This is a genomic window from Pseudomonas sp. CC11G, assembly GCF_056174845.1.
In genome coordinates, this window is record NZ_JBWBZC010000021.1 from 47,457 (window position 1) to 70,290 (window position 22,834).

The following is a 22,834-nucleotide window of genomic DNA, read 5'->3' on the forward strand; positions in this document are numbered from 1 at the left end:
TGGAATCAGGGACTGGAGTGAACGTGGCGGGTACTAAGGAAAAACAAGGTTTTCTACTGCGCGATCGCATGATTGGTCTGCGGCGTCGCTACAAGCGCATTCTGCAAATCTGCACAGATGTCGTACTGGTCTGGGTCGCCTTGTGGATGGCCTTTGTCGTGCGCCTGGGTATTGAGCGACCGATTGATCCATTTGGCGATTACGCCTGGCTATTTCTCATCGCACCTGTGGTCGCCATCCCGATCTTTATCCGCCTGGGCATGTACCGCGCGGTGATGCGTTACTTCGGCAATGAAGCGCTCGTTGCGATTTTCAAGGCCGTTTCCCTCTCGGCTTTGGTGCTGGGCGTTTACATTTACCTATATCGGGCTGACGTGCTGGTCCCGCGCTCTGTCGTCTTTAACTATTGGTGGCTAAGCCTGCTGATGATCGGCGGCCTGCGCCTGTTTATGCGCCACTACTTTCTCGGTGACTGGCTATTGGCCGGCCAGCACGTGCCGTTTCTGCGGTACGAAGACAACCTGCCAAAGGTCGCTATATACGGCGGCGGCGCTGCCGGCAACCAGCTAGTCGCTGCCCTGCGCATGGGCAAAGGCATGCGCCCAGTAGCGTTTATCGACGACGACGAAGGCATCGCCAACCGCATTGTGGCGGGGCTGAAGGTGTACACCTCGCGCGACATCCAACTGCTGATTGAGGAAACCGGCGCGCAGGAGGTGTTGCTCGCCATTCCTTCGGCCTCCCGTTCCCGACGCAAGGAAATTCTTGCCGGATTGGAGGCTTATCCGGTGCACGTACGCACAGTGCCGGGCTTTATGGATCTGGCCAGTGGCCGGGTCAACGTCAGCGACTTGCAGGAGGTGGATATCGCCGACTTGCTCGGCCGCGATCCAGTGCCGCCTCGCAGCGATTTATTCGAACGCTGCATCCGGAACCAAGTGGTGATGGTGACGGGCGCGGGCGGCTCCATCGGCTCGGAGTTGTGTCGGCAAATTTTGTCCTCGGCGCCGACGGCTTTAGTGCTGTTCGAACACAGTGAGTTCAACCTCTACAGCATTCAGAGCGAACTGGAAGGGCGTATTCGTCATGAAGGTTTGGCGATCCGGCTTATCCCGATTCTGGGTTCTGTACGCAGCGCTGAGCGGCTGCTGGATGTCATGCGCACCTGGGCCGTGAACACCGTCTACCACGCAGCGGCGTACAAACATGTGCCGATCGTTGAGCACAACGTGGCCGAAGGCGTGGTGAACAATGTGTTCGGTACGCTACAAACCGCTCAGGCTGCGGTGCAGGCGGGGGTTGAGCACTTTGTGTTGATTTCCACTGACAAGGCCGTGCGCCCGACCAACGTGATGGGCAGCACCAAGCGCCTGGCGGAGATGACGTTACAGGCCCTGAGCGTGGAAAAAAATCCGCTGCTGGTGGGTACCAAGACGGCCACGCCGGCCAATCGGACCCGGTTCACTATGGTGCGCTTCGGCAATGTGCTGGGCTCGTCGGGCTCGGTGATTCCGTTGTTCCGCGAGCAGATCAAACGCGGTGGCCCGATTACCGTCACCCACCCGAATATCACCCGTTACTTCATGACCATTCCCGAAGCGGCTCAGTTGGTGATTCAGGCTGGTTCCATGGGGCAGGGTGGTGATGTGTTTGTGCTCGATATGGGCTCACCGGTGAAGATCGCCGAATTGGCGGCGAAGATGGTGCACCTGTCCGGCCTTACCGTGCGCAATGAGCAGAATCCTCACGGCGACATCGAAATTGAATTCACCGGTCTGCGCTCGGGCGAAAAGCTCTACGAAGAGCTGCTGATCGGCGACAACGTCAGCCCCACCGAACACCCGATGATCATGCGCGCCAACGAAGAACACCTGCCTTGGGCGGTTTTCAAGGAAGTGTTGAGCGAGATTTTTCTGGCGGTTGAGCGTGATGATTACGAGCGGCTGCGAGAATTGTTGCGCGAGCACGTTAACGGTTACCTACCAGAGTGCGAAATCGTTGATTTAATTCATAAAAAACGCCTGGAAAGCGCGCCGCCGGGTGATTTGACACTCCATTGAGGCTCCCCCTAAGTTGGCCACCGCAGGGCGTTACCTGCCCTGCGTAACCTACTTAAAAGGAGTTTCATCATGCGTACCGGATACGTCTCTTCTCTGTTGTTTGCAGCCCTCGCGTTCTTCTCCATCGGCACTTCTGCGGCCGAGCCTGTCAAAGCCGAACCTGCCCAATCTGCCGTCACCCAGCCTGCTCAGGCTGCGGTTACCGGTACGGTCAACCTCAATTCCGCGGATGCAGCCACGCTGCAACACGATCTTGTAGGTATCGGTCAGGTCAAGGCTCAGGCCATCGTCGCGTACCGCGAAGCCAACGGCCCATTTACCTCGGTGGATGAGTTGCTGGAAGTGAAGGGGATTGGTGCAGCAACGCTGGAAAAGAACCGCGCAAAGCTGAGCATTGAGTAAGCGCACGCCGTAAACAAAAAGGCCGATCTTAGATCGGCCTTTTTGCGTTTTGGCTGTTTGTGCAGGCCAGTCCGGGACTGGCCTTTTTTGCGGGAGTTAAACGGCGATGTTCAGGGTGACCTGGATATTGCCGCGAGTAGCGTTGGAGTACGGGCACACCTGGTGAGCAGCGTCGACCAGCGCTTGTGCTTCGTCACGGTCGAAACCTGGAAGGCTGATGTTCAGTTCCACTTCCAGACCGAAACCGCCGGGGATCTGGCCAATGCCCACTTTGCCGGTGATGGAGCTGTCGGCAGGCAGTTGTTTCTTCTGCTGGCCAGCCACGAATTTCAGGGCGCCGATAAAGCAGGCCGAGTAGCCGGCGGCGAACAGTTGTTCCGGGTTGGTGGCTTCACCACCTTGGCCGCCCAGTTCACGTGGGGTGGAGAGTTTTACGTCGAGAATGCCGTCGGACGAAACAGCGCGGCCGTCGCGGCCACCGGTGGCGGTTGCAGTGGCGGTGTACAGGGCTTTGATGGTTTGCATGGTGATTCTCCGATTATCTAGTCTGTTTGCTTGCTAAAGTTTTGTGCACTAAGCAGTGCGTGAGATGAAAGTTAGTGTCTATTTAGTTTGCGCGCAAGATAAATAATTGGATTGATTTGATCTAAAAATCGGATAGGTCGGGAAGAAGGCTCTAAATCGAGTTGTTCAGGCTGTCGCGCAGGGTGACCAGCTCGGATTTCAGCTCGAGCAACTGCGCCGGTTGCTGCCCCGACGCTTTCAACACGCAGGCGGGAATGCTCAAGGCTTGTTCCTGCAGGGCGCGGCCCTTGTCGGTGAGGTGCAGTTGCACCACACGTTCATCCTGGCTGCTGCGGGTGCGGGTGAGCAGGCCTTCGGCTTCCAGGCGCTTGAGCAGCGGGGTGACTGAACCGGGGTCGGTGAGCAGGTGCTGGCTCAGCTCGCCAACGGTGATGCCGTCGCCTTCCCACAGCACCAGCATCGCCAGGTATTGCGGGTAGGTGAGGTTCAACGCCTGCAACAGTGGCTTGTACACCTTGGTCATGGTCAGCGACGTGGAATACAGCGCGAAGCACAGTTGGTTTTCCAGTTTGAGCTGTTCCGGAGTGGCCATATGAACCTCTTGCTGAGTAGATGAGACGGCGAGGGCGCAACGTTAGCGCGCTTGTGTTTAATGCGCCATGGTTTGCTGATTAGCCAAAGGTTACATCCGAAACCCTTCAACAATATGTTCGGCCAGGCTTTCACTGACCGGCGACTGAGTGCGCGTGTTACGCAGCAGCACAATGCTGCACAGCGGCAACTCCGGCAGGCCTTCGGCTTTGCCGAGAATGCGCATATCCGGTGTGATCAGGCTTTGCAGTTGCGCCGTTACCGCCAGTCCGGCACTGACCACCGCCATCAGCGCCGACAAACTCGGGCTGGTGTACGCCACCCGATACTCGCGGTCCATGGTTTCCAGGGCATTGCACGCCCAAAGGCGGCAGAAGCAGTCGCTATTGAACATCGCCAGCGGCATCGGCGTTTGCTCGTGGGGGCTGAAGCCCAGCGCTTCAGCCCAGACAAACCGTTCCTGGCGCAGCAATTGGCCAATCTCATCGCCCGGCATACGGGTGACGATAGACAGGTCCAAGTCCTGGCGTTGCAGCAACTGCGCCGACGACTCGCAATGCACTTCCACCTGCACCATCGGATACGCCTGGGCGAAGCGCGACAGAATGCCCGGCAGAAACCGCATCACATAGTCATCCGGCGTACCGATGCGCACCGAGCCCACCATATGCGGCTCGCGCAGCGTATTAATCACCTCGCCATGCAGCTTCAGAATGCGCCGCGCATAGCCCAGCAGCACCTGGCCCTCGGCGGTCAGCCGCACCTGGCGGCCATCGCGTTCGAACAGCGCGCGCTGCAGCACGTCTTCTTCCAGCCGCTTCATCTGCATGCTTACCGCCGACTGTGTGCGGTTCACCGCTTCGGCCGCGCGGGTAAAACCGCCGAGGTCCGCGATAGCCACAAAGGTGCGTAACAGTTCGCTGTCGATGCCGACGTAGCTGCTCATTGCCTCACTCTCCATTCATCAAGCTGTGGAATGAATCGCATAAGAAACATTCGTTGGATTGATCTTATCGCCAGGCAGAAACTTGCGCCATCCCCTAAGCGCAGCTGTTCGTCGCACACCTTACGGGGGCATGCACATGGAGAGCTGAATCATGAAAGCGCAAAAAGGTTACGCCATCGCCGCCGCACTGCCACGGGCCAAATCCCGGCCGCTGAGCCGTCTGTTGGCTGGTATCTGGAAGCAAGTGAAACGCTGGAACCAGCTGGCCGAACAACGCCGCATGCTGGCCAGCATGCCCGACGCCGCACTCAAGGACCTGGGCCTGTCGCGCGCCGATCTGGAGCAGGAAGTGGCGCGGCCATTCTGGGATGACCCGCTCTGCCGTAAACACGAACGCCGCTAAGCTAAAACAAACGCCACCAAGGAAGACCGCATGTACCACCTGGCTCAAGTGAATATCGCCCGTACCAAAGCCCCGCTCGATGACCCATTGATGCGGGGCTTTGTTGAGCAGCTAGACCCCATCAACCAACTGGCCGAACGCAGCCCCGGTTTTGTCTGGCGGCTGCAGACGGAAGATGGCGATGCCACCTCGATTCAGCTGTTTGCCGATGACCGCATCATCGTCAATCTGTCGGTCTGGGCTTCGTATGAGGCGCTGAAAAACTACGTCTACAGCGGCGACCACCTCACCGTGCTCAAAGCCAAGAAAAGCTGGATGGAAAAGCTCGACACCCCGTCGTTGGCGCTGTGGTGGCTGCCCGCCGGTGAGCTGCCGACCGCGCAAGAGGCCAAAGAGCGCCTTGAGCTGCTGGCAGAAAATGGCCCCTCATCGACTGTATTCACCTTCGCCAGGCCGTATCCTGCACCCCAGGCCCAACCAGGTGCAGTCGATGTCCACACCGCTATCGCTCTCCCTTAAACAAGCCCGCCGTTTGGCGCTCAGTGCCCAGGGTTTTGCTGGGCGCAGCAGTGCCGCCGAGGTAAAACCGGCACGCCTTAACCAGTTGATCGAGCGCCTGGGCTTGGTGCAGATCGACTCGGTTAACGCCGTGGTGCGTTCGCACTATTTGCCGCTGTTTTCCCGCCTTGGCGAATACGCCCCGAGCTTGCTGGAACAGGCCGCCTGGGGCAGTGGCAAGCGCCGCACGCTGTTCGAATACTGGGGTCATGAAGCCTCGCTCTTGCCCCACGCCCTTTACCCCTTGATGCGCTGGCGCATGCAACGCGCCGCGCACGGCCAGGGCATTTACAGCCAGCTGGCGCAGTTCGGCCGCGAGCAGCAAGACGTAGTGCAACGGGTGCTCGCCACGGTGCGGGACCAAGGTGCTACCGGCGCCGGTGCGCTCACCACCCGCGAAGAACGGGCCGGCCCCTGATGGGATTGGAGCGCAGAGAAAATGGCCCTGGAATGGCTGTTTGCCGCCGGCGAAGTAACGGTGGCAGGGCGCCGCGGATTCGAGCGCTTATACGATTTGCCGGAACGCGTACTGCCCAGCGCCTGGCTAAACCACCCCGACGTGCCCGAAGCCGAAGCGCAACGCCAGCTGCTGCTGCATTCCGCTACCGCGCTCGGCGTGGCGACGGAAAAAGACCTGCGTGACTACTTTCGCCTCGATCCAAAAGACAGCCACGCCCGACTTGCCGAGTTGCTGGAAGCCGGCAACTTGCTGCCGGTTAAGGTCGAGGGCTGGGACAAAACGGCGTACTGCCTGCCCGAGCCGAGTATTCCGCGCGCGGTAAAAGCCTCGGCGCTGTTATCGCCCTTTGACTCACTGGTGTGGGAGCGGGCGCGTACCGAGCGGTTGTTCGACTTCCGCTACCGCCTGGAGATTTACACGCCGCAGCCCAAGCGCGTGTACGGCTATTACGTGCTGCCGTTTCTGCACAACGAGCGGTTGGCCGGCCGGGTGGATGTGCGTGCCGAACGCAGCAGTGGGCGCTTGCTGGTGCATGCGTTTCATGAGGAAACAGTGGGGTTGGACGAAGAGGGCGTGCATGCCCTGGCGCGCAATTTGTTGTCGATGGCGCGGTGGTTGGGGTTGGGGGAGGTTTGGGTGGGTTGCCCGAAGGATGGGAGCGAGCGGTTGCGTGGTGCATTGCGGGCGTAGGAGCGAGCTTGCTCGCGAAGAACGATGATGCGGTCTGACAGAACAACCGCGTCTCCTGCTTCGCGAGCAAGCTCGCTCCTACAGAACGCCGCTGTTACGGCGAAAACGGCGACTTACTCAGCACCACCCCCGTCTCCGCCACATATTGATGCCAATGCTCCAGCAGCTCCTCGAGCTTCTGCGGCTGGGACTTGGCCAGGTCGTGAATCTCACCCGGGTCTTTGCTCAGGTCATACAGCTGCCAAGTAGCCGGGCCCACCGGCGCCGGTAGGAATACAGCTTTCAAATCACCCTTGCGAATGGCGCGCATGCCGAACAGCTCCCAGCCGGTCACGGTGTTTTCATCGTGAATCTGCTCGGTCTCGCCGCTCAGGTAACCCAACCAGGACTTGCCACGCGGCTCGGCCACTTCACGGCCACGCCATTTTTTGCCCGGATGGCGTACGCCGGCCAGGTCGAGAATGGTCGGGGTAATGTCCATCACCGTGCTGAACTCTTTAACGATCTGCCCCTGCCGCTCAAAGCCTGGGTAACGCACCAACGCCGGCACGCGAATGCCGCCTTCGGTGGTGAACGCTTTGTACAGACGCGACGGCGCGGTCGCCGCCTGCGCCCAGCGTGGGCCGTACCAGACGTAGGAGTTGGCGCGGCCGATGTTCTCCAGGCTGTTGTCGTAGTGAGTATCGAGGTAAGTCAGCAGGCTTTCGCCGAACAACGGGAAGGCTTCCAGCAGCAAGCCTTCGGCGCCGTTATCGGACATAAACAGCACAAAGGTGTTGTCCAGTTCGCCCTGTTGGCGCAAGTAGTCCACGACGCGGCCGATGTTCCAGTCCATGCGTTCCACCATCGCCGCATAGGTTTCCATGGTGCGGGCGGAAATGGCGCGCTGCTCGTCGTTGAGCTGCTGCCATGCCTTGTTCTGCGCCAGTACCGGGTGCGCTTCTACGTCCTGCGGCACCAGGCCCAGTTCCTTGAGCTTGGCCAGACGTTCCTGACGCAGCACTTCCGGGCCGGCGTCGTAACGGCCTTTGTAATTGGCCACCACATCGGCCGGCGCTTGCAGCGGCCAGTGCGGCGCGGAGAAGGGCAGGTAGGCGAAGAACGGCCGGGCCTGATCACGCTCTTTGAGGTACTGCAGCAGCTTGTCGCCAAAGGCGTCGGAGGAATAGAAGTCGTCCGGTAGTTTGTCGACGAACTTGTCGTCTTCGATATACAGCACCGGCGTGCCCTTGATGATGCCGGGGGTATTTTCGTCTTCCGGTGGCTCGTAGCCGTAATGGTTGGCAGCGCCCGGCAGCAGCGAAAACGAACGCTCAAAACCACGGGCATGGGGCGCCAGGTCGGCGGTCAGGCCCAGGTGCCATTTGCCGGCCATCAGGGTTTCGTATCCGGCTTCGCGCAGCAGCTCAGGCAGGGCCACCACGCGGTCGTTCAGGTAACCCTCGTAGCCGGGCTTGCCTTGCTGATCGGGGTGAATGGCTTCGGCCATCGCGCCGATGCCGGCGATATGGTGGTCGGTGCCGGTCAGCAGCATCGAGCGGGTCGGCGAGCAGGTGGGCGCGGTGTGGAAGTCGGTCAGGCGCACGCCGGCGGTGGCCAGGGCATCCAGGTTGGGCGTGGCGATCTCGCCGCCAAAGGCGCCAAGGTCGGAAAAGCCCAGGTCGTCGGCGACGATCACCAGGAAGTTGGGGCGTTTACTCATGGCAAAGCATCCTTTCTAAATCGATCAGTAGGCGATATAGGCAAGTGGCAAGTCTTCGACGCGCACCACCGGCGGCGCCACGTACTCGCCGTCGTGGGTCAGTTCGTGCAGCAATTCTTCGCGCAGTTGGTGGAATTCAAAGCTTGAGCGGGTGCGCGGGTGCGGCAGGTCGATGTCGACGATGCGCTTGATCCGCCCCGGCCGTGGCTCCATCACCACCACGCGGTCGGCGAGGAAAATCGCTTCTTCCACGTCGTGGGTCACCAGCAAGGTGGTGATCTGCGCGCGGCGGCGGATGGCCAGCAGCTCGTCTTGCATCTGCTGGCGGGTCAGGGCATCCAGGGCGCCGAAGGGTTCGTCCAGCAGCAGAATCTGAGGGCTGGCCACCAGGCCGCGGGCAATCGCCACGCGTTGGGCCATGCCGCCGGAAAGCTGGTGTGGGTAAGCGCGTTCAAAGCCCTGCAGGCCTACCAGATGAATAAATTCGTTTACCCGGCGAAAGCGCTCGGCTTGGGTCAGGTGTTCGTTTACCAAACCGAGGCCGATGTTCTGTTCCACGGTCAGCCAGGGAAACAACCGATGCTCCTGAAACACGATGCCGCGGTCGCCGCCGATGCCTTGCACCGGCTTGCCGGCCACTTCGATCTGGCCGCGAAATTCGCCGTCCAGGCCCACCAGCAAACGCAGCAGCGTGGACTTGCCGCAGCCGCTCGAACCGACAATGGCCACGAACTCGCCAGGGGCGATATCCAGGTTGAATTCACGGATGGCTTCCAGCTCGCCGCCATCGACCGCGAACTGTTTGCCCACGTGGGTAAAGCGCACCAACGGCGCCGTGGCTTGGGGAAAGGCGAGGGTGGTCATGCGGTTCTCCAGCGCGTGGCGCGCGCTTCAATAAATTGGCCGAGGGCATTGAGGGCGGCGCCGGTGAGGCCGATCAGCAGCATCGCGGCCATCACCTGGTCCATGCGAAACAGCTGCTGGGCGCCGATCATCAAGGTGCCGATGCCGTAGCCAGAAGCCATGAAATATTCGGCGCCGATGGTGCCAAGCCAGGCATAGATCAGCCCCAGGCGCAGGCCGGCGAAAATGGCCGGCGTGGCGCCCGGCAGAATCAGCAGACGCAGGCGTTGAAAGAGGTTCAGGCGCAGTGCCTGGGCGGCCTCGCCCAGTTGCGGTGACAGGTTGCGAATGCCGCGTTGGGTCGCGACCAGCAAGGGAAAGAATGCCGCCAGGCCAACGAACACCAACTTGGCCATTTCGCCCAGGCCAAACCAGGCGGTCAGCAGCGGCACCCAGGCGAAAATCGCGATCTGCCGCAGCGCCGAGAGGCTAGGGCCGAGCAGGCGTTCGCTGCGCGATGACAAGCCCAGTACCACGCCGAGCACAAAACCCAGCCCGCCGCCGAGCGCCAAACGGCAAGGGCGCGCACCAGGCTATGGCCCATGGCGAGTGGAAGGCTGCCGTCGGCCAGGCCTTCGTAAGTGCTCACCAATACTTGCCAGGGGCTGACCAGAATATTGCTGTCCACCCACTGCAATTGGCTGATGGTCTGCCAGATCGCCACCAGGCCCAATGGCAGAAACCACGGCTGCAACCGCTCCCAGCCGGAACCCAATGGGCGGCGGCGAAATTCGGCGGTGGGCGGGTGTGGCCAGAACAACAAATGCCGGTCGAGCAGGGTGATGCCGCGCTCCATCAGCACGCCCACCACGCCAATCACCAGGATGCAGACGAACACCACGTCGAGCATAAACAGCTGGCGACCCCAGACCATCAGGTAGCCAATGCCTTCACTGGAGGCCAGCAGTTCCACCGCCAGCAGCGACGACCAACCGGTGGCCAGCGCCAAGCGCAAACCGGCCATAAACGACGGCAATGTTGCCGGTACGACTAGCCGCCAAATCAGCAAGTGCGGCGGCAAGCGCAACACCGCCGCGGCTTCACGCAGCTTGGGCTGGGCATCGCGTACGCCGACCAGCGTGTGAATGGTGACGGGCACCACCACGGCCTTGACCAGCACCACTAATTTCAAGGTTTCGCCGATGCCGAACAGCAGCATGAAAAGCGGAATCCACGCCAACGTCGGGATTTGCGCCAAGGCGGTAAAGGTCGGAAACACCAGGCGTTCGGCGCGTGGGCTGTAACCGAGCACGGCACCGAGCACCGCACCAATCGCCACGCCAGCCGCCAGGCCCCAGGCCAGGCGTTGCAGACTGATCCAAAGATTGACGAGCAAATCCTGCTGGCCCAGCTCCACCGCGCTTTGCCACACCAGCGCAGGCGCCGGCAGGGTTTGCGCCGACATCCAGGCATGGCGCGCGGCGAGGGTCCATAGCAGTAACAACAAGGCGGGAACTGCCCATGGCAGCAGGGCGTGGCGAAGCTTGGCGCCGTTGATGGTAAACCGTTGCGCTGGTTTGCCGAGGCTCAGGGTGCGGGTGGCTGCCATATCAATGACCTCTGGGCGCAGGTGCGGTGAAGGAGGGCTTAGATATATTCTTCATAGGTATATTAAATTCGGTTATCTAGGCATTTATTGGCTAAGAGACCGCATTTAATGGCTGCACCCCAGCAGGGGCAAATGCCTTTCTTGAATACTTTTTATGCTTTCCGTGCATGTTCCACGCAGACCGCCGAATAGGCTGTTTAGCTCCTTTAGTTACTAAAAAATAATTTAATAGTATTTAAAGTTTTGTTTGGCTTATGCCTTATTCGCCGCAACAGCCGGCGGTGTGCCGGCCTCTGGCGGGAGCCTGCAGCTATGAAAGCGTTTTTCGATTCGGCGTTGAGCCTGTTTGCGTCACCGCTATTGGCCGGGCTGTTGGGCGTGCTGCCATTTGCTGCTTATGCGGCGCCCGAGCCGCTCACGGAAATTCGCATTGCCGTTCCCGATCTGAGCGCCGTGGCCACCCACAGCGGCGGCGGGCTGGTGGATGTGGTGCGTGATCAGCAGCTGTTCGAAAAAGCCCTGGCGGCCGACGGCATCAAGATCCAGTGGAATTTCTTCAAGGGCGCAGGCCCGGCTATTAATGAAGCCTTCGCTAACGGCCAGGTAGACCTGGCGTATCTGGGCGACCTGGCCGCCATCGTCGGCAAATCCAATGGCCTCGACACCCGCTTGCTCAGCGCCACGGCGCGGGATGTGAAGTTGTATCTGGGCGTAGTGCCTGGCTCGGGCATCAAGACCCTGGCGGATTTGAAAGGTAAGCGCGTGGGTATTTTCCGCGGCACGGCGGCGCAGTTGTCGTTCGATGCGGCGCTGGTCAGCCAGGGGCTGACGGAGAAAGACCTTAAAGTCATCAACCTCGACTTTACGGCGTCCACGTCTGCCATCGTCGCCAAGCAGATCGACGCTACCTGGGGCGCCTCCAACCTCACCGCCTTGAAAGCTCGCGGCCTAGTGGATATTCCCCTGACCACCCGCGACCTGAATGGCGCCGGCAGTATTCAGAGCGTGTTGGTGGGTTCCGGTGCTTTTGTGGATGCGCATCCGGATATCGTCAAACGCCTGCTCAAAGCGCAGGAAACGGCGCAGCAGTGGGTGAGCGAAGAGGCGAACAAAGAGGCTTATATTCAGCTGGTGTCGACGCTGGCCGGTTATCCGCCGGTGATTCTGCAGAGCGACCTGGGTGACGAGAAACTGGGCCAACTGTTTCAGACTCAGCTGGACCCCGAGTTCCTGCGCAGGCTCGACGGCTCCATCAAGTTGGCCAGTCAGCAGCGGTTGATTCGTAAGCCGTTCACGACTGCTGAGTGGGTGGCCAAGGATGTGGTTACGCAGAAGGCGGCGGTGGCGGCGCAATAGCCAAACTATCCAGGATTCTGGATCCCCGCCTGCGCGGGGATGACGGCAACATCACTTAAGCCATCGGCGGCAAACGGCGCTTCACCGGGGTCTTTTTCACGATCGCCGTGTTGGTTTCGGCGTAGTGGTTGAGCCGGTCGAGCAGGGTGTCGAGTTGCTCCATCGAGCGCACATGCAAGCGGGCGATAAAGCAGTCCTCGCCCGTCACCTTGTCGCATTCGGTGAATTCGCCAATTGCCTGAATCTGCCGTTCCACTTCCTGCAACTGGCCGGGCAGCGGGCGAATCCGCACGATGGCTTGCAGCTGGTAGCCAAAGGCCTTGGCGTCGATGTCCACCGTGTACCCAGTCAGCACGCCGCGCTCTTCCAGACGGCGTAAGCGCTCGGCGACGCTGGGCGAGCTGAGGCCGGTAATCTGCGCCAGCGCTTTGAGTGAGCGGCGCGAGTCTTCCATCAGGGCGGTAATCAGTTGCTGGTCGATCTTGTCGGTCATGGCGGTGATTGTTCGAAGTAGGGTGGTTGGCGGAAATCGCCTTGATAAAAAAGGCTTGTGGCGATTCTAGCCTTGTTTTTGCCATGGAGCCGCTACCCGCGCACTTGCCATACTTTGCCCACAGAATGGGTCAGGCAGGGGCGCAAAACATGAGCAACACCCAACACCGCGGCACGCTGGAAATGGTCGCCGCCATGCTGATTTCCGGAACCATCGGCTGGTTCGTACTGGTGTCTGGGCAGCCCGTGCTGGAGGTGGTGTTCTGGCGCTGCCTGATCGGCGCCGGGACCTTGGTGGTAATTTGCGCCGCCATGGGGTTTCTGCGCGCCGGGGTGCTGACCCGTCTGACGTTTGCCCTCGCGGTGGTCAGTGGCGTGGCGATTGTCGGCAACTGGCTGCTGTTGTTCGCCGCCTACTCACGTGCCTCCATCGCCATTGCAACGGCGGTGTACAACGTGCAGCCGTTCATGTTGGTGGGCCTGGCGGCGCTGTTTCTCGGTGAGCGCATTAGCGTGCTGAAACTGGGTTGGCTGGGCGTGGCATTTGTCGGCATGTTGGCCATTGTCAGCGCCCATGGCACGACGGATGGGAGCGGCGCCGATTACCTGGTGGGGATTGCCCTGGCCTGCGGCGCGGCGTTTCTGTACGCCATCGCCGCCTTGATCATCAAACGCCTGACCGGCACGCCGCCGCATCTGATTGCCCTGGTTCAGGTCTGCACCGGCGGACTGGTGCTCGCGCCCTGGGTGTATGGCAGCGCGCTGCCGACCGGCGCGATGGCCTGGAGCAGCCTGGCGACGTTGGGCATGGTGCATACCGGGGTGATGTATGTGTTGCTCTACAGCGCCATCCAGAAATTGCCGACGGCGCTGACCGGCGCCTTGTCCTTCGTCTACCCGATTGCGGCGATTCTGGTGGACTGGATCGCCTTCGACCACCGTCTCACGCTGCTGCAATGGGTAGGCGTGAGCATGATTTTGCTGGCGGTGGCCGGCATGCAGCGCGGCTGGAGCATAAAACGCCGGAAGCAAACTACGGGAGCAGTGTTTTGGCGGTGATCGGGGTAGCGAACAGGGCTGCGGAGTCATGCCCAACCCCCTCGACCTGCACCTGTGGGTGCGCAACCGCCATTTGCCATTGCTTGGCCAACTGCTGTTCATACGCCACGTAATTCACCTGCCGCTGCCGCCGTGTTGCGCCCTGTAGCGCGGCGGAGCAGGAGCGGTCCATTACCCGCGAGTCGGGGTTGTTGTCATCCGCGCCTACTAGATAGACCACATCCCGCCCGGCATAGCGGCGGAACAATTGCTGCGCGCTGAGCTTCTGCTGCCCCGCATAGGCGGGCAGTTTTTCCAGGCCATAGCGGTAGCGGTTATAGCCCGGGCATTCGGCTTGGGCCGTGGTCTGCAACTGCTGGTTCTGCCAGCGCTGGCGGTCGAAATACAGGTACGACGACGGGCTTGCCACGCCGTAGCGCAGGTGAATGCCCTTGGCCGTCAACGCGGTCTCTGTCGTGTTGAAAATGGCGTAGCGCTGCACCAGCTGCCCGCCGGCCGAATGGCCCACCAACACCACTTCACGCAGCGCGGGGAAACGCTGGCGGTCGCTTAAAAAGGTGAGCAGATCGTCGAGCACCTGAAAGGCCGATACCCCACTGAACGACGGGCTGCCATGCAGCCATTGCCCGGCAGCCCAGCGCGGTACGCCGGGGAAGTTGTCGGCGTCGGCGTCGGTGAGAAAGTGCGGGGCTACCAGCAAGGTAGAGGCGGGGTCGAGGCCGGCGTTAACGAGCAGGGCCGTGCCGTTTTCAAAATACTCGCCGGCATTGCGTTTGATGCCGTGCAGCAGAATGACAGCGCGGGTTACTGGCAGGCTCGGGGTGATCAGATCGGCGTTGGCGTAGAGCACGAAGGGGTAGCGGGTTTTGCCCAGTTGGGCGATTTGCGGACTGGCCGCCAGGGCCGGACAGGCGCACAACAGCAACAGCCAGACGAGCAACTGACGACCCATTTACTGAATTTCCCTGTGGTGATGTTGAGCGGTTCGACCGGTGCGCTTGAGGTCGGTTCGGCGACGGTACAGGCAACCTCGTCTGCCCCGCAATTCTGGGCCCCAGCCTTCGCTGGGGCGACGGAGTTCTTTGCCGCTTGCACCGTCATCCCAGCGCAGGCTGGGATCCAGAATTATCAGCCGTACGCGATCTTTCGTTTGACCCGTCTGCACATGCGGGTATATACACGCATCCATGCTAACCACCCATTGCCTATGTACGAAACTTCGCAGAGCCGCCCGCAGCGTCACCCGTGTCTACGACGACGCGCTGCACGAGCTGGGGCTCAACGTTGCCCAGTATTCCTTGCTTAGCCACTTGCAGCGGCTGGAGCAGCCGAGCATTTCCATGCTGGCCGAAGCCATGGGCCTGGACCGCAGCACCCTGGGCCGCAACCTCAAGGTGCTGGAAAGCGAAGGCCTGGTGGAAATGGGCGAGGGCAGTGATTTGCGTGCCCGGCAGGTGCAACTGACGGCCGAAGGTCTGGCCCGCTATGAACGCGGCGCCGTGGCTTGGCAAGAAGCCCAGGCGCAGTTGGCGCTGCGCCTGGGTGCAGAAAAACGTGAGGCGCTCTGGCTGTTGCTGGACGACCTGGAAACCATCGATTGAAAACGTACAGCGGAGCAGGGCAATGACAGCATGGCGTTCAACCAAATGGGTACTCATCGGGGCGGCGCTCATCCTCGCGCTCTCCATGGGCATTCGCCATGGCTTTGGCCTGTTTCTGCCGCCGATGAGCGCGGAATTCGGCTGGGGCCGGGAAACCTTCGCCTTTGCCATCGCCTTGCAGAATCTGCTTTGGGGCTTGTCGCAGCCTTTTGCCGGCGCCCTGGCTGACCGCTATGGCGCGGCGCGGGTAATGGTGGTGGGCGGCATTCTATATGCGCTCGGTCTGGTGTTGATGGCGTCGGCCGACTCGCTGTGGTCACTGTCGCTGAGTGCCGGTTTGCTGATTGGCCTGGGCCTGTCGGGCACCACCTTTTCGGTTGTGCTCGGCGTCGTCGGCCGCGCTGTGCCGGCAGAAAAACGCAGCATGGCGATGGGTATCGCGGCAGCGGCCGGTTCGTTCGGTCAGTTCGCCATGTTGCCCGGCACGCTCGGCCTGATCAGTTGGCTGGGCTGGTCGGTGGCGTTGATCGCCCTCGGTGGGTTGGCGGCGCTGATCGTGCCGCTGGTAGCCATGCTCAAAGACAAACCGCTGCCCGTGCTCGGCCACGAACAGAGCCTGGGCGAGGCGCTGCGTGAAGCAGCGGCGCACAAAGGTTTCTGGATGCTGTCGCTGGGCTTTTTCGTCTGCGGTTTTCAGGTGGTGTTTATCGGCGTGCATTTGCCGGCGTACCTGGTGGACCAACACCTGCCGGCCACCGTCGGCACCACGGTGCTGGCGCTGGTGGGGCTGTTCAATATCTTCGGCACCTATATCGCTGGCTGGCTTGGCGGGCGCATGTCCAAACCGCGCCTGCTGGTGGCGTTGTATCTGGCTCGCGCGGTGGTGCTGGTGTGGTTTATCAGCGTGCCGGTGACGATGTTTACCGCCTACGCGTTCGGCGTGCTGATGGGCGTTTTCTGGCTCTCCACCGTGCCGCTCACCAATGGCACCGTGGCCACGCTGTTCGGCGTGCGCAACCTGTCGATGCTCGCCGGTATCGTCTTTCTGTTTCACCAACTGGGCGCGTTCCTCGGCGGCTGGATGGGCGGCTACTTGTATGACCGCACCGGCAGCTACGACCTGGTCTGGCAGATTTCCATCGGCCTCAGCCTGTTGGCCGCCGCGTTGAATTGGCCGGTGCGCGAGCAGCCGGTTGAACGCCTGCGCATGGCGGCGGCATGAGCCGTTCGCTGACGCTCTCGCTCAGCGCCACGGCGGCAGTCGCCGCGCTGGCGCTGATCTGGTGGGGCTGGCACCAGGGCGGGTTGGCCCTGCTGCAACTCGGTCTGGGCAGTTGCCTTTGACGCCATGGGGCATGACGGGTAGCGTGGCCTGACTGTCTACCGGCCACTGAGCGTTACTACCATGAGCCTGCGTCGCGTCCTTCTGCCTGCCGTTCTGTTGTCCCTGTTCTCGTTGCCGGTACTGGCAACCGAGTGTCCGCAACTGCTGCAGGGCGAATTGCCCAAGCTGCGTGACAAGAACAAGGAACAGATCAACCTCTGCGAACACTTTGCCGGCAAACCGCTGCTGGTGGTCAACACCGCCAGCCACTGTGGTTTCGCCCCCCAGTTCAAAGGCCTTGAAGCGCTGTACAAAAGCCACAAGGACCAAGGCCTGGAAGTGCTCGGCGTGCCCTCCGACGACTTCAACCAGGAAGACCCCGACCTCGCCGAAACCGCCAAGGTTTGCTACGTGAACTACGGCGTGACCTTCACCATGGTCGAGCCGCAGCACGTCAAAGGCGACCAGGCCATTCCACTGTTCAAAGACCTGGCCGAGCAGAGCAGTGCACCGCGCTGGAATTTCTATAAATACGTGGTGGACCGTCAGGGCAAAGTAGTGGCGAGCTTTTCCAGTTTGACCAAGCCCGATGATCCGGATTTGCAGGCGGCGCTGGCCAAGGCGATTGCTTCGAAGCCGTGATGGTGGCGGCCGATCTTCAACCTTAAGGGTTTTAAGCTTCAGTTAAGCGGCGGGCGATAAGGTGATCCCCGTCGAAAGCAATTACCTAACTGAAGAAAAGGAACGAACCCATGAACAAGTTCACTGCCCTGTTTGCCGTTGCTGCCCTGACCGCCACCGCTGGCCTGGCCCAAGCCCGTGACCTGGGCCCGGACGAAGCGCTGAAACTGCGTGACGCCGGCACCGTGCAATCCTTCGAAAAACTCAACGCTGCCGCCATCGCCAAACACCCTGGCTCCACCGTGAAAGAAACCGAGCTGGAAGAGCAACACGGCCGCTACATTTACCAGGTCGAACTGCGTGACGCGCAGGGCGTGGAGTGGGACCTGGAGCTGGACGCCACCAATGGTCAGATCCTTAAAGACTACCAAGACAAGTAATGAGCAAGCCGAGCAAATGGCTGCTGCGCTATAGCGGTATCGTCGCCCTGGTTTTAGCGGTAATGACACTGAGTGTCGCGGTCCACGCCCGCGACCTCGACCAGGACGAGGTGCTGCGCCTGCGTCAGGAAGGCCGTATTCCACCGTTGGAACAGCTGCTGCAACCCGCCCTGGGGCGTTACCCCGGGGCGAAGTTGTTGGAGCCGAGTTGGAAGAAGAGGACGACGTGTTGGTCTATGAAGTCGAGTTGCTGACCACCGATGGCGTGGTCCGTGAGTTGGAAATCGATGTGCGCGACGGGCGCATTCTCAAGGACAAGGAAGACGACTGATGCGGTTGTTGCTGGTGGAAGACCATGTGCCCCTGGCCGACGAGCTGCTGGCCGGCCTGACCGCCCAAGGCTATGCCGTGGACTGGCTCGCCGATGGCCGCGACGCCGTGCACCAGGGCGCTACCGAACCCTACGACTTGATCATTCTCGACCTCGGCCTGCCCGGCAAACCGGGGCTTGAGGTGCTGCGCGAATGGCGCGCCGGCGCGCTGGCCACCCCGGTGCTGATCCTCACCGCGCGCAGCTCCTGGGCCGAGCGCATCGACGGGCTGAAAGCCGGCGCGGACGACTACCTCACCAAACCCTTTCACCCCGAAGAACTGCAACTGCGCATTCAGGCGCTGTTGCGCCGCTCCAAAGGCCTGGCCAACCAGCAGCATCTGGAAGCCGCCGGCCTGCAACTGGATGAAGCGCGCCAGTGCGTGAACAACGCCGGGGAGGAGATTCAACTCACCGCCGCTGAATTCCGCCTGCTGCGCTATTTCATGCTGCACCCGCAGCAACTGCTGTCGAAAAGTCACCTGGCCGAACACCTGTACGACGGCGAAACCGAGCGCGACTCCAATGTGCTGGAAGTGCACGTCAACCACCTGCGCCGCAAGCTCGGCCGCGACGTGATCGAAACGCGCCGGGGCCAGGGCTATCGCTTTATCGGGCTGGGCGCATGAAATCGATTCAGCGCCGGCTGAGTCTCGGCCTGATCAGTGTGCTGCTGGTGGTAGGGCTGGTGCTGGCTCAGACCAGCTTGTGGTTGCTCGACCTGGGCCTGCGCCGCTATCTGGAATCCAGCCTGCGTCACCACGCCGAGAACTTGCTGATCGCCACGGTGCGCGGCCCGGCCGGCTTGCAGCTCAACGAACAGCGCTTGCAGCCGGCGTACGAGCAGCCATTTTCCGGGCGTTATTTTCGCATCGACTTTGCCAGCGGGACGCCGGCGCCGTGGCGTTCTCGTTCGCAATGGGACTGGGAGCTGCCGCAGGGCGCCCAGCCCGGTCTGCAAAGCGAACTGGCAGTTGGCCCCAACGAGCAATTGCTGCTGATGTACCGCGCCGACTACCGGCGCTACGGCCAGCAGTTGTCCATCACCGTGGCGCAGGACTACAGCCCGATCCTCGCCAGTTTTCGCCAGGTGAAGTACGTCGGCCTGGGTATCGGCGCCGGAGCACTGCTGTTGATACTGCTGCTGCAACGCCTGACCGTGCGCAACTCATTGCGCCCATTGGAGCGCGTGCGCCAGCAACTGCAACAACTGCAGCAAGGCCAGCGCGCCGCCCTGGATAAAGACGTGCCGGTGGAGCTGGAACCGCTGGTAACCCAGATCAACCACCTGCTGGCCCACACCGAAGACCACCTACTGCGTTCGCGCAAGGCCCTGGGCAACCTAGGCCATGCATTGAAAACCCCGCTGGCCGTGCTGGTTAGCCTGGCCGAGCGCGAGGAACTGAAAAACTACCCTGAGTTGCGAGCGACGTTGCGCGACCAGCTGCAGCAGATCGAGCAACGTTTGAACCGGGAACTCGGCCGTGCGCGGTTAGCCGGCGAAGCATTGCCCGGCGCGCAGTTTGACTGCGACGAAGAACTGCCGGGCTTGATCAGCACGCTGGGCATGATCCATAACCGAGGGCTGGACCTGACCTGGCAGGCCGAGCCCGGCCTACGCCTGCCGTGGGACCGTGAAGATTTGCTGGAAATGCTCGGCAACCTGCTCGACAACGCCTGCAAGTGGGCCGACGCGCAGGTGCGATTGAGCGTTCAGAAAGACAGTGCGGGGTTCACTTTGTGGGTGGACGACGACGGGCCGGGGATTGAGGTCGAACGCCGGGCTGAGGTGCTGGAGCGGGGCACGCGGCTGGATGAGCAGGTGACCGGGCATGGCTTGGGGTTGGGGATTGTGCGCGATATCGTCGATGCCCGGGGTGGGCAGTTGGAATTGCTCGACAGCCCGCTGGGTGGGTTGCGGGTGAGTGTTCGGTTGCCTGGGGGATTTTAAGGGCGGCGGATTGTTGATTTTTTGATCGTGGGATTCGTCGTTATCGCGGGTGCTGAGCGTTTTGTTTTCGCGCCTTACGCGCGAGTCACTTTTTAGCAGTCGCCCTAAAAAGTAACCAAAAACGGCTTGCCCCTACCTGGGGTCTCCGCTGCGCTCCGACTCCCCTCGCTCCGTCGCCGCTTCAGGGGCCGGCAAAACGCGGCCATCCATGGCCCGTCTTTGCCTTTCGCGGCTCCTGCCGCTCAACCCCTTCCACGGCGACTTCGCTCGGCCTGCGCTCAAGGGGCGGGCAGATCAAGATCAAAAGCCAGATCAACAGCCCCTCACCCCAACCCTCTCGCCTGCCCGGCCGCCTAACGGGAGAGGGGCAGATCGAGTGAGGTCGCCGCCCAAACGTCACCCCCTCGCCCGCGTGCGGGAGAGGGGCCGGGGGTGAGGGGCCTTTGATCTGGCTTGTGATTTACCCGCCCCTTTAGCGCCAGGCCGAGCGTAGTCGTTGCGTAAGGGGTCGTAGCGGCCGGGAGCCGCGCAGAGGGCTGGGGCCATGGATGGCCCTCAGCCCGACCCCTGGAGCGACGACGGAGCGAGGGAAGTTTTCACGCAGTGAAAACCCCAGGTAGGGGCAAGATTTTTTGGTTTCTTTTTTATCGACTGAAAAAAGAAACTCGCGCGTAAAGCGCGAAACAAAACGTCCAGCAAATGCGGTAAAGCAGATATCCACCGCTCGGCAGAACAACGCCCAGCCGCCACCTTTGAATCACCCCAACTCAACCCAAATCGGCGCATGGTCCGACGGCTTTTCCATGCCGCGCAGGTCGTAGTCGATGCCAGCGTCCTTGATGCGGCCTTGCAGCGGCGCCGTCGCCAAAATCACGTCAATCCGCAGCCCACGTTTAGGCTCGTCTTCAAAGCCACGACTGCGGTAGTCAAACCAGCTGAAGCGGTCGTTCACCTCAGGGTGCAGGTGGCGGAAGCTATCGACCAGGCCCCAGCTTTTCAGGGTGGCCAGCCATTCGCGCTCTTCTGGCAGGAAGCTGCACTTGCCGGTTTTCAGCCAGCGCTTGCGGTTCTCTTCGCCAATACCAATGTCGCAATCTTCCGGCGAAATATTGATGTCCCCCATCACCACAACCGCCTGGTTCGGCGTGAATTGGGTAGTCAGCAAATTCTGCAGATCCGCATAAAACCGCTGCTTGGCCGGAAATTTGGTCGGATGGTCACGGCTCTCACCTTGCGGAAAATAGCCATTCATCACCGTCACCGGCTGGCCGTTTTCATCGGCAAACGTGCCGTAGATAAACCGCCGCTGGGCGTCTTCTTCATCACCGGGAAAGCCTTTGTGCAGTTCCAGCGGCGCCTGGCGCGACAGCAGCGCCACGCCGTAATGGCCTTTCTGCCCATGCCAATGCACCTGATAGCCCAAGGCTTCGATGTCGGCAAAAGGGAATTGCTCGTCCGACACTTTGGTTTCCTGCAGACCGATCACATCTGGCTGGTGTTTTTCGATCAGCGCCGCCAACTGATGGGGGCGGGCGCGCAGGCCGTTGATGTTGAAGGAGACGATCTTCATGGGCGGCAAGGTCCTGAACTAACAAACGAGAAGGCCTGCGATGCTAGCCGATGCCCGCCCAGGCGGCCACCCGCGTGTGGCAGCAACCGGTCCTGGCTGCTAACGTGAGGGCGGCATCTATAACAATAAAAACCGCCTGTGACCCGCGCCATTTGTGCGCTGGCGCCAGGCAGGCTAACCGAGGTAACCGTGCATGCCGACGTCCTTTGCCATTCCCGCTGCAGAAGTCCGCTTACTCGACAGCAGCTATGTTCGTGAAGCCCGCTCCCTGCTGTACCACGCCTACCGCCACGAGCCGACTTTCGGCTACCTGTTCGAGTCCGAACGCCCCGGCTACGACCAACGCGTGCGCGCCACGGTGCGCGAGCTGGTGCAGCGGCATTTTCTCGAAGACCTGCCGGCCATTGGCCTGGTGATCAACGACCGCCTGGTGGCCCTGGCCCTGATCGCTCCGCCCCAGCGCCGCCTGGATATCACCGAAAGTTGGGGCTGGCGCCTGCGCATGCTGCTGACCACCGGTCTGCGCTGCACCAAACGCTACCTGCATTACCACGACGCCGTGCTGGCCTGTCTGCCGCCGGGCCAGTACCACGTGCTGCCGCTGCTCGGCGTGCACCCGGAATTTCAGGGCAAGCATCTGGGCGAACAGCTGCTCGAAGCGCTGCATAACTGGTGCGCCGAGGACGAAGCGTCGCTGGGCGTGGTGCTCGACACCGGAAACCCGCGCTACCTGGATTTCTACAAACGCCAAGGTTATGAAGAGATCGGCGAAGTGGCGGTAGGGCCGATTCGCGAGCATGTGTTTTTTCACCCCAACCCGGAGAAGTTGCTGGTGGCGGCGTCGGGTTAACGCAGGGGAGGTTTAAGCGAATGCCGCCTCCTGTGGCAGGAGGCGGCCTGGTGAGGAGCGGGGGGATTATTCGCAGACAAACGTGAGACGGGCGACGCCATTCACCAGCAGGTGTGTGTCGGTTTCTTCCTTGATCACGCGCATGGTCTTGTTATCCAACTTGCACTTATCAACCGCATCCTTCGTAACCAGTTCTCTTGCGCCACCCACACGACCGCGGCCTGGAGCGGCCTCAACCGCGGCTTGATAGTTACCGTCAGCTGTTTTGGTGATGTTTGAGTGGTAGGCGAGCCCCAAAGGGCTAAAATCCGTACGGTCATTTTTAACGGCGCAGGCCGAGAGGCTGCTCGCTGTGATGGCCAAAAAAACCAATGCCATAGATTTTTTCATGGTGCTGTTTTACTCAATGTG

General features: G+C 61.2%; 23 protein-coding genes and 3 pseudogenes. 16 read left to right on the forward strand and 10 right to left on the reverse strand.

Annotated elements, in window-relative coordinates:
* The first annotated feature begins 68 nt into the window (after positions 1 to 68).
* Positions 69 to 2,060: a polysaccharide biosynthesis protein gene (locus tag AC0V2S_RS21330; RefSeq protein WP_475511504.1), complete on the forward strand. Its 1,992-nt coding sequence runs from the start codon at positions 69 to 71 to the stop codon at positions 2,058 to 2,060.
* A 69-nt stretch (positions 2,061 to 2,129) separates the two neighbouring features.
* On the forward strand, positions 2,130 to 2,462 hold the full coding sequence (locus tag AC0V2S_RS21335; RefSeq protein WP_475511467.1) for a ComEA family DNA-binding protein: 333 nt from the start codon (positions 2,130 to 2,132) through the stop codon (positions 2,460 to 2,462).
* A gap of 96 nt (positions 2,463 to 2,558) precedes the next feature.
* Here AC0V2S_RS21335 and AC0V2S_RS21340 read toward each other — a convergent pair whose 3' ends face one another.
* The 3 genes from AC0V2S_RS21340 to AC0V2S_RS21350 form a co-directional block, all read right to left on the reverse strand.
* Positions 2,559 to 2,987 carry an organic hydroperoxide resistance protein gene (locus tag AC0V2S_RS21340; protein WP_475511468.1) on the reverse strand — a complete coding sequence of 143 codons (429 nt, stop codon included), beginning with the start codon at positions 2,985 to 2,987 and terminating at the stop codon, positions 2,559 to 2,561.
* A gap of 151 nt (positions 2,988 to 3,138) precedes the next feature.
* On the reverse strand, positions 3,139 to 3,579 hold the full coding sequence (locus tag AC0V2S_RS21345) for a MarR family winged helix-turn-helix transcriptional regulator (protein ID WP_475511469.1): 441 nt from the start codon (positions 3,577 to 3,579) through the stop codon (positions 3,139 to 3,141).
* A 90-nt stretch (positions 3,580 to 3,669) separates the two neighbouring features.
* The gene (locus AC0V2S_RS21350; RefSeq protein ID WP_475511470.1) at positions 3,670 to 4,524 is read right to left on the reverse strand and encodes a LysR family transcriptional regulator; all 855 of its coding nucleotides are present in this window, start codon (positions 4,522 to 4,524) and stop codon (positions 3,670 to 3,672) included.
* Positions 4,525 to 4,675: 151 nt separating this feature from the next.
* Here AC0V2S_RS21350 and AC0V2S_RS21355 point away from each other — a divergent pair, with 151 nt between their 5' ends.
* The 3 genes and pseudogenes from AC0V2S_RS21355 (at position 4,676) to AC0V2S_RS21365 (ending at position 6,635) form a co-directional block, all read left to right on the forward strand.
* On the forward strand, positions 4,676 to 4,927 hold the full coding sequence (locus AC0V2S_RS21355; protein ID WP_475511471.1) for a DUF1127 domain-containing protein: 252 nt from the start codon (positions 4,676 to 4,678) through the stop codon (positions 4,925 to 4,927).
* A gap of 30 nt (positions 4,928 to 4,957) precedes the next feature.
* A complete protein-coding gene (locus AC0V2S_RS21360) occupies positions 4,958 to 5,446 on the forward strand; it encodes a DUF3291 domain-containing protein (protein WP_475511472.1) in 489 nt (162 codons plus the stop codon).
* Positions 5,418 to 6,635 (forward strand): annotated as a pseudogene (locus tag AC0V2S_RS21365) (winged helix-turn-helix domain-containing protein). The gene AC0V2S_RS21360 and the pseudogene AC0V2S_RS21365 overlap by 29 nt, the downstream one beginning before the upstream one ends.
* 94 nt (positions 6,636 to 6,729) lie before the next feature.
* On the opposite strand, the gene AC0V2S_RS21370 reads toward AC0V2S_RS21365, so the two are convergent.
* From AC0V2S_RS21370 to AC0V2S_RS21380, 3 genes and pseudogenes are all read right to left on the reverse strand, one after another.
* Positions 6,730 to 8,337, reverse strand: a complete 1,608-nt coding sequence (locus AC0V2S_RS21370) for an arylsulfatase (RefSeq protein WP_475511473.1) — start codon at positions 8,335 to 8,337, stop codon at positions 6,730 to 6,732.
* 24 nt (positions 8,338 to 8,361) lie between these two features.
* Positions 8,362 to 9,201, reverse strand: coding sequence for an ABC transporter ATP-binding protein (locus AC0V2S_RS21375; RefSeq protein ID WP_475511474.1), 840 nt, complete (start codon positions 9,199 to 9,201; stop codon positions 8,362 to 8,364).
* Positions 9,198 to 10,789 (reverse strand): annotated as a pseudogene (locus tag AC0V2S_RS21380) (ABC transporter permease). Before AC0V2S_RS21380 ends, AC0V2S_RS21375 begins: the two are co-directional and overlap by 4 nt.
* A 312-nt stretch (positions 10,790 to 11,101) precedes the next feature.
* Here AC0V2S_RS21380 and AC0V2S_RS21385 point away from each other — a divergent pair.
* A complete protein-coding gene (locus AC0V2S_RS21385; protein ID WP_475511475.1) occupies positions 11,102 to 12,145 on the forward strand; it encodes an ABC transporter substrate-binding protein in 1,044 nt (347 codons plus the stop codon).
* Positions 12,146 to 12,200: 55 nt separating this feature from the next.
* On the opposite strand, the gene AC0V2S_RS21390 is transcribed toward AC0V2S_RS21385, so the two are convergent.
* Complete coding sequence (locus AC0V2S_RS21390; protein WP_340662144.1) at positions 12,201 to 12,638, reverse strand: Lrp/AsnC family transcriptional regulator; 438 nt, start codon at positions 12,636 to 12,638, stop codon at positions 12,201 to 12,203.
* Between the two features lie 149 nt (positions 12,639 to 12,787).
* On the opposite strand from AC0V2S_RS21390, the gene AC0V2S_RS21395 reads away from it, so the two are divergent.
* Positions 12,788 to 13,696, forward strand: a complete 909-nt coding sequence (locus AC0V2S_RS21395) for a DMT family transporter (RefSeq protein ID WP_475511476.1) — start codon at positions 12,788 to 12,790, stop codon at positions 13,694 to 13,696.
* On the opposite strand, the gene AC0V2S_RS21400 is transcribed toward AC0V2S_RS21395, so the two are convergent.
* On the reverse strand, positions 13,671 to 14,648 hold the full coding sequence (locus AC0V2S_RS21400) for an alpha/beta fold hydrolase (protein WP_475511477.1): 978 nt from the start codon (positions 14,646 to 14,648) through the stop codon (positions 13,671 to 13,673). The two genes, AC0V2S_RS21395 and AC0V2S_RS21400, sit on opposite strands and share 26 nt — an antisense overlap.
* A gap of 235 nt (positions 14,649 to 14,883) precedes the next feature.
* Here AC0V2S_RS21400 and AC0V2S_RS21405 point away from each other — a divergent pair, with 235 nt between their 5' ends.
* The 8 genes and pseudogenes from AC0V2S_RS21405 (at position 14,884) to AC0V2S_RS21440 (ending at position 20,003) form a co-directional block, all read left to right on the forward strand.
* Positions 14,884 to 15,297 (forward strand): MarR family winged helix-turn-helix transcriptional regulator, encoded by a 414-nt coding sequence (locus tag AC0V2S_RS21405; RefSeq protein ID WP_475511478.1) that lies wholly within the window; start codon positions 14,884 to 14,886, stop codon positions 15,295 to 15,297.
* A gap of 22 nt (positions 15,298 to 15,319) precedes the next feature.
* On the forward strand, positions 15,320 to 16,519 hold the full coding sequence (locus AC0V2S_RS21410) for an MFS transporter (RefSeq protein ID WP_475511479.1): 1,200 nt from the start codon (positions 15,320 to 15,322) through the stop codon (positions 16,517 to 16,519).
* The gene (locus tag AC0V2S_RS21415) at positions 16,516 to 16,641 is read left to right on the forward strand and encodes a hypothetical protein (RefSeq protein ID WP_475511480.1); all 126 of its coding nucleotides are present in this window, start codon (positions 16,516 to 16,518) and stop codon (positions 16,639 to 16,641) included. The genes AC0V2S_RS21410 and AC0V2S_RS21415 overlap by 4 nt, the downstream gene beginning before the upstream one ends.
* Before the next feature lie 61 nt (positions 16,642 to 16,702).
* Positions 16,703 to 17,263, forward strand: coding sequence for a glutathione peroxidase (locus AC0V2S_RS21420; protein ID WP_475511481.1), 561 nt, complete (start codon positions 16,703 to 16,705; stop codon positions 17,261 to 17,263).
* 110 nt (positions 17,264 to 17,373) lie between these two features.
* Positions 17,374 to 17,682, forward strand: coding sequence for a PepSY domain-containing protein (locus AC0V2S_RS21425; RefSeq protein WP_475511482.1), 309 nt, complete (start codon positions 17,374 to 17,376; stop codon positions 17,680 to 17,682).
* A pseudogene (locus tag AC0V2S_RS21430) lies at positions 17,682 to 18,013 on the forward strand (PepSY domain-containing protein). The gene AC0V2S_RS21425 and the pseudogene AC0V2S_RS21430 overlap by 1 nt, the downstream one beginning before the upstream one ends.
* Positions 18,013 to 18,681, forward strand: coding sequence for a response regulator transcription factor (locus tag AC0V2S_RS21435; protein ID WP_475511483.1), 669 nt, complete (start codon positions 18,013 to 18,015; stop codon positions 18,679 to 18,681). Before AC0V2S_RS21430 ends, AC0V2S_RS21435 begins: the two are co-directional and overlap by 1 nt.
* Positions 18,678 to 20,003 carry an ATP-binding protein gene (locus AC0V2S_RS21440; RefSeq protein WP_475511484.1) on the forward strand — a complete coding sequence of 442 codons (1,326 nt, stop codon included), beginning with the start codon at positions 18,678 to 18,680 and terminating at the stop codon, positions 20,001 to 20,003. The genes AC0V2S_RS21435 and AC0V2S_RS21440 overlap by 4 nt, the downstream gene beginning before the upstream one ends.
* Before the next feature lie 757 nt (positions 20,004 to 20,760).
* Here AC0V2S_RS21440 and xthA read toward each other — a convergent pair.
* Positions 20,761 to 21,573, reverse strand: coding sequence for an exodeoxyribonuclease III (gene xthA / locus AC0V2S_RS21445; protein WP_475511485.1), 813 nt, complete (start codon positions 21,571 to 21,573; stop codon positions 20,761 to 20,763).
* 193 nt (positions 21,574 to 21,766) lie between these two features.
* Between xthA and AC0V2S_RS21450 the strand changes: the two genes are divergently transcribed.
* The gene (locus AC0V2S_RS21450; protein WP_475511486.1) at positions 21,767 to 22,423 is read left to right on the forward strand and encodes a GNAT family N-acetyltransferase; all 657 of its coding nucleotides are present in this window, start codon (positions 21,767 to 21,769) and stop codon (positions 22,421 to 22,423) included.
* Positions 22,424 to 22,489: 66 nt separating this feature from the next.
* On the opposite strand, the gene AC0V2S_RS21455 is transcribed toward AC0V2S_RS21450, so the two are convergent.
* Positions 22,490 to 22,813 carry a hypothetical protein gene (locus AC0V2S_RS21455; protein WP_475511487.1) on the reverse strand — a complete coding sequence of 108 codons (324 nt, stop codon included), beginning with the start codon at positions 22,811 to 22,813 and terminating at the stop codon, positions 22,490 to 22,492.
* Positions 22,814 to 22,834 lie beyond the last annotated feature (21 nt).

Coding starts and splice junctions, on each gene's coding strand:
- AC0V2S_RS21330 (WP_475511504.1), top strand. CDS start 69: ATGATTGGTCTGCGGCGTCGCTACAAGCGCATTCTGCAAATCTGCACA.
- AC0V2S_RS21335 (WP_475511467.1), top strand. CDS start 2,130: ATGCGTACCGGATACGTCTCTTCTCTGTTGTTTGCAGCCCTCGCGTTC.
- AC0V2S_RS21340 (WP_475511468.1), bottom strand. CDS start 2,987: ATGCAAACCATCAAAGCCCTGTACACCGCCACTGCAACCGCCACCGGT.
- AC0V2S_RS21345 (WP_475511469.1), bottom strand. CDS start 3,579: ATGGCCACTCCGGAACAGCTCAAACTGGAAAACCAACTGTGCTTCGCG.
- AC0V2S_RS21350 (WP_475511470.1), bottom strand. CDS start 4,524: ATGAGCAGCTACGTCGGCATCGACAGCGAACTGTTACGCACCTTTGTG.
- AC0V2S_RS21355 (WP_475511471.1), top strand. CDS start 4,676: ATGAAAGCGCAAAAAGGTTACGCCATCGCCGCCGCACTGCCACGGGCC.
- AC0V2S_RS21360 (WP_475511472.1), top strand. CDS start 4,958: ATGTACCACCTGGCTCAAGTGAATATCGCCCGTACCAAAGCCCCGCTC.
- AC0V2S_RS21370 (WP_475511473.1), bottom strand. CDS start 8,337: ATGAGTAAACGCCCCAACTTCCTGGTGATCGTCGCCGACGACCTGGGC.
- AC0V2S_RS21375 (WP_475511474.1), bottom strand. CDS start 9,201: ATGACCACCCTCGCCTTTCCCCAAGCCACGGCGCCGTTGGTGCGCTTT.
- AC0V2S_RS21385 (WP_475511475.1), top strand. CDS start 11,102: ATGAAAGCGTTTTTCGATTCGGCGTTGAGCCTGTTTGCGTCACCGCTA.
- AC0V2S_RS21390 (WP_340662144.1), bottom strand. CDS start 12,638: ATGACCGACAAGATCGACCAGCAACTGATTACCGCCCTGATGGAAGAC.
- AC0V2S_RS21395 (WP_475511476.1), top strand. CDS start 12,788: ATGAGCAACACCCAACACCGCGGCACGCTGGAAATGGTCGCCGCCATG.
- AC0V2S_RS21400 (WP_475511477.1), bottom strand. CDS start 14,648: ATGGGTCGTCAGTTGCTCGTCTGGCTGTTGCTGTTGTGCGCCTGTCCG.
- AC0V2S_RS21405 (WP_475511478.1), top strand. CDS start 14,884: ATGCTAACCACCCATTGCCTATGTACGAAACTTCGCAGAGCCGCCCGC.
- AC0V2S_RS21410 (WP_475511479.1), top strand. CDS start 15,320: ATGACAGCATGGCGTTCAACCAAATGGGTACTCATCGGGGCGGCGCTC.
- AC0V2S_RS21415 (WP_475511480.1), top strand. CDS start 16,516: ATGAGCCGTTCGCTGACGCTCTCGCTCAGCGCCACGGCGGCAGTCGCC.
- AC0V2S_RS21420 (WP_475511481.1), top strand. CDS start 16,703: ATGAGCCTGCGTCGCGTCCTTCTGCCTGCCGTTCTGTTGTCCCTGTTC.
- AC0V2S_RS21425 (WP_475511482.1), top strand. CDS start 17,374: ATGAACAAGTTCACTGCCCTGTTTGCCGTTGCTGCCCTGACCGCCACC.
- AC0V2S_RS21435 (WP_475511483.1), top strand. CDS start 18,013: ATGCGGTTGTTGCTGGTGGAAGACCATGTGCCCCTGGCCGACGAGCTG.
- AC0V2S_RS21440 (WP_475511484.1), top strand. CDS start 18,678: ATGAAATCGATTCAGCGCCGGCTGAGTCTCGGCCTGATCAGTGTGCTG.
- xthA (WP_475511485.1), bottom strand. CDS start 21,573: ATGAAGATCGTCTCCTTCAACATCAACGGCCTGCGCGCCCGCCCCCAT.
- AC0V2S_RS21450 (WP_475511486.1), top strand. CDS start 21,767: ATGCCGACGTCCTTTGCCATTCCCGCTGCAGAAGTCCGCTTACTCGAC.
- AC0V2S_RS21455 (WP_475511487.1), bottom strand. CDS start 22,813: ATGAAAAAATCTATGGCATTGGTTTTTTTGGCCATCACAGCGAGCAGC.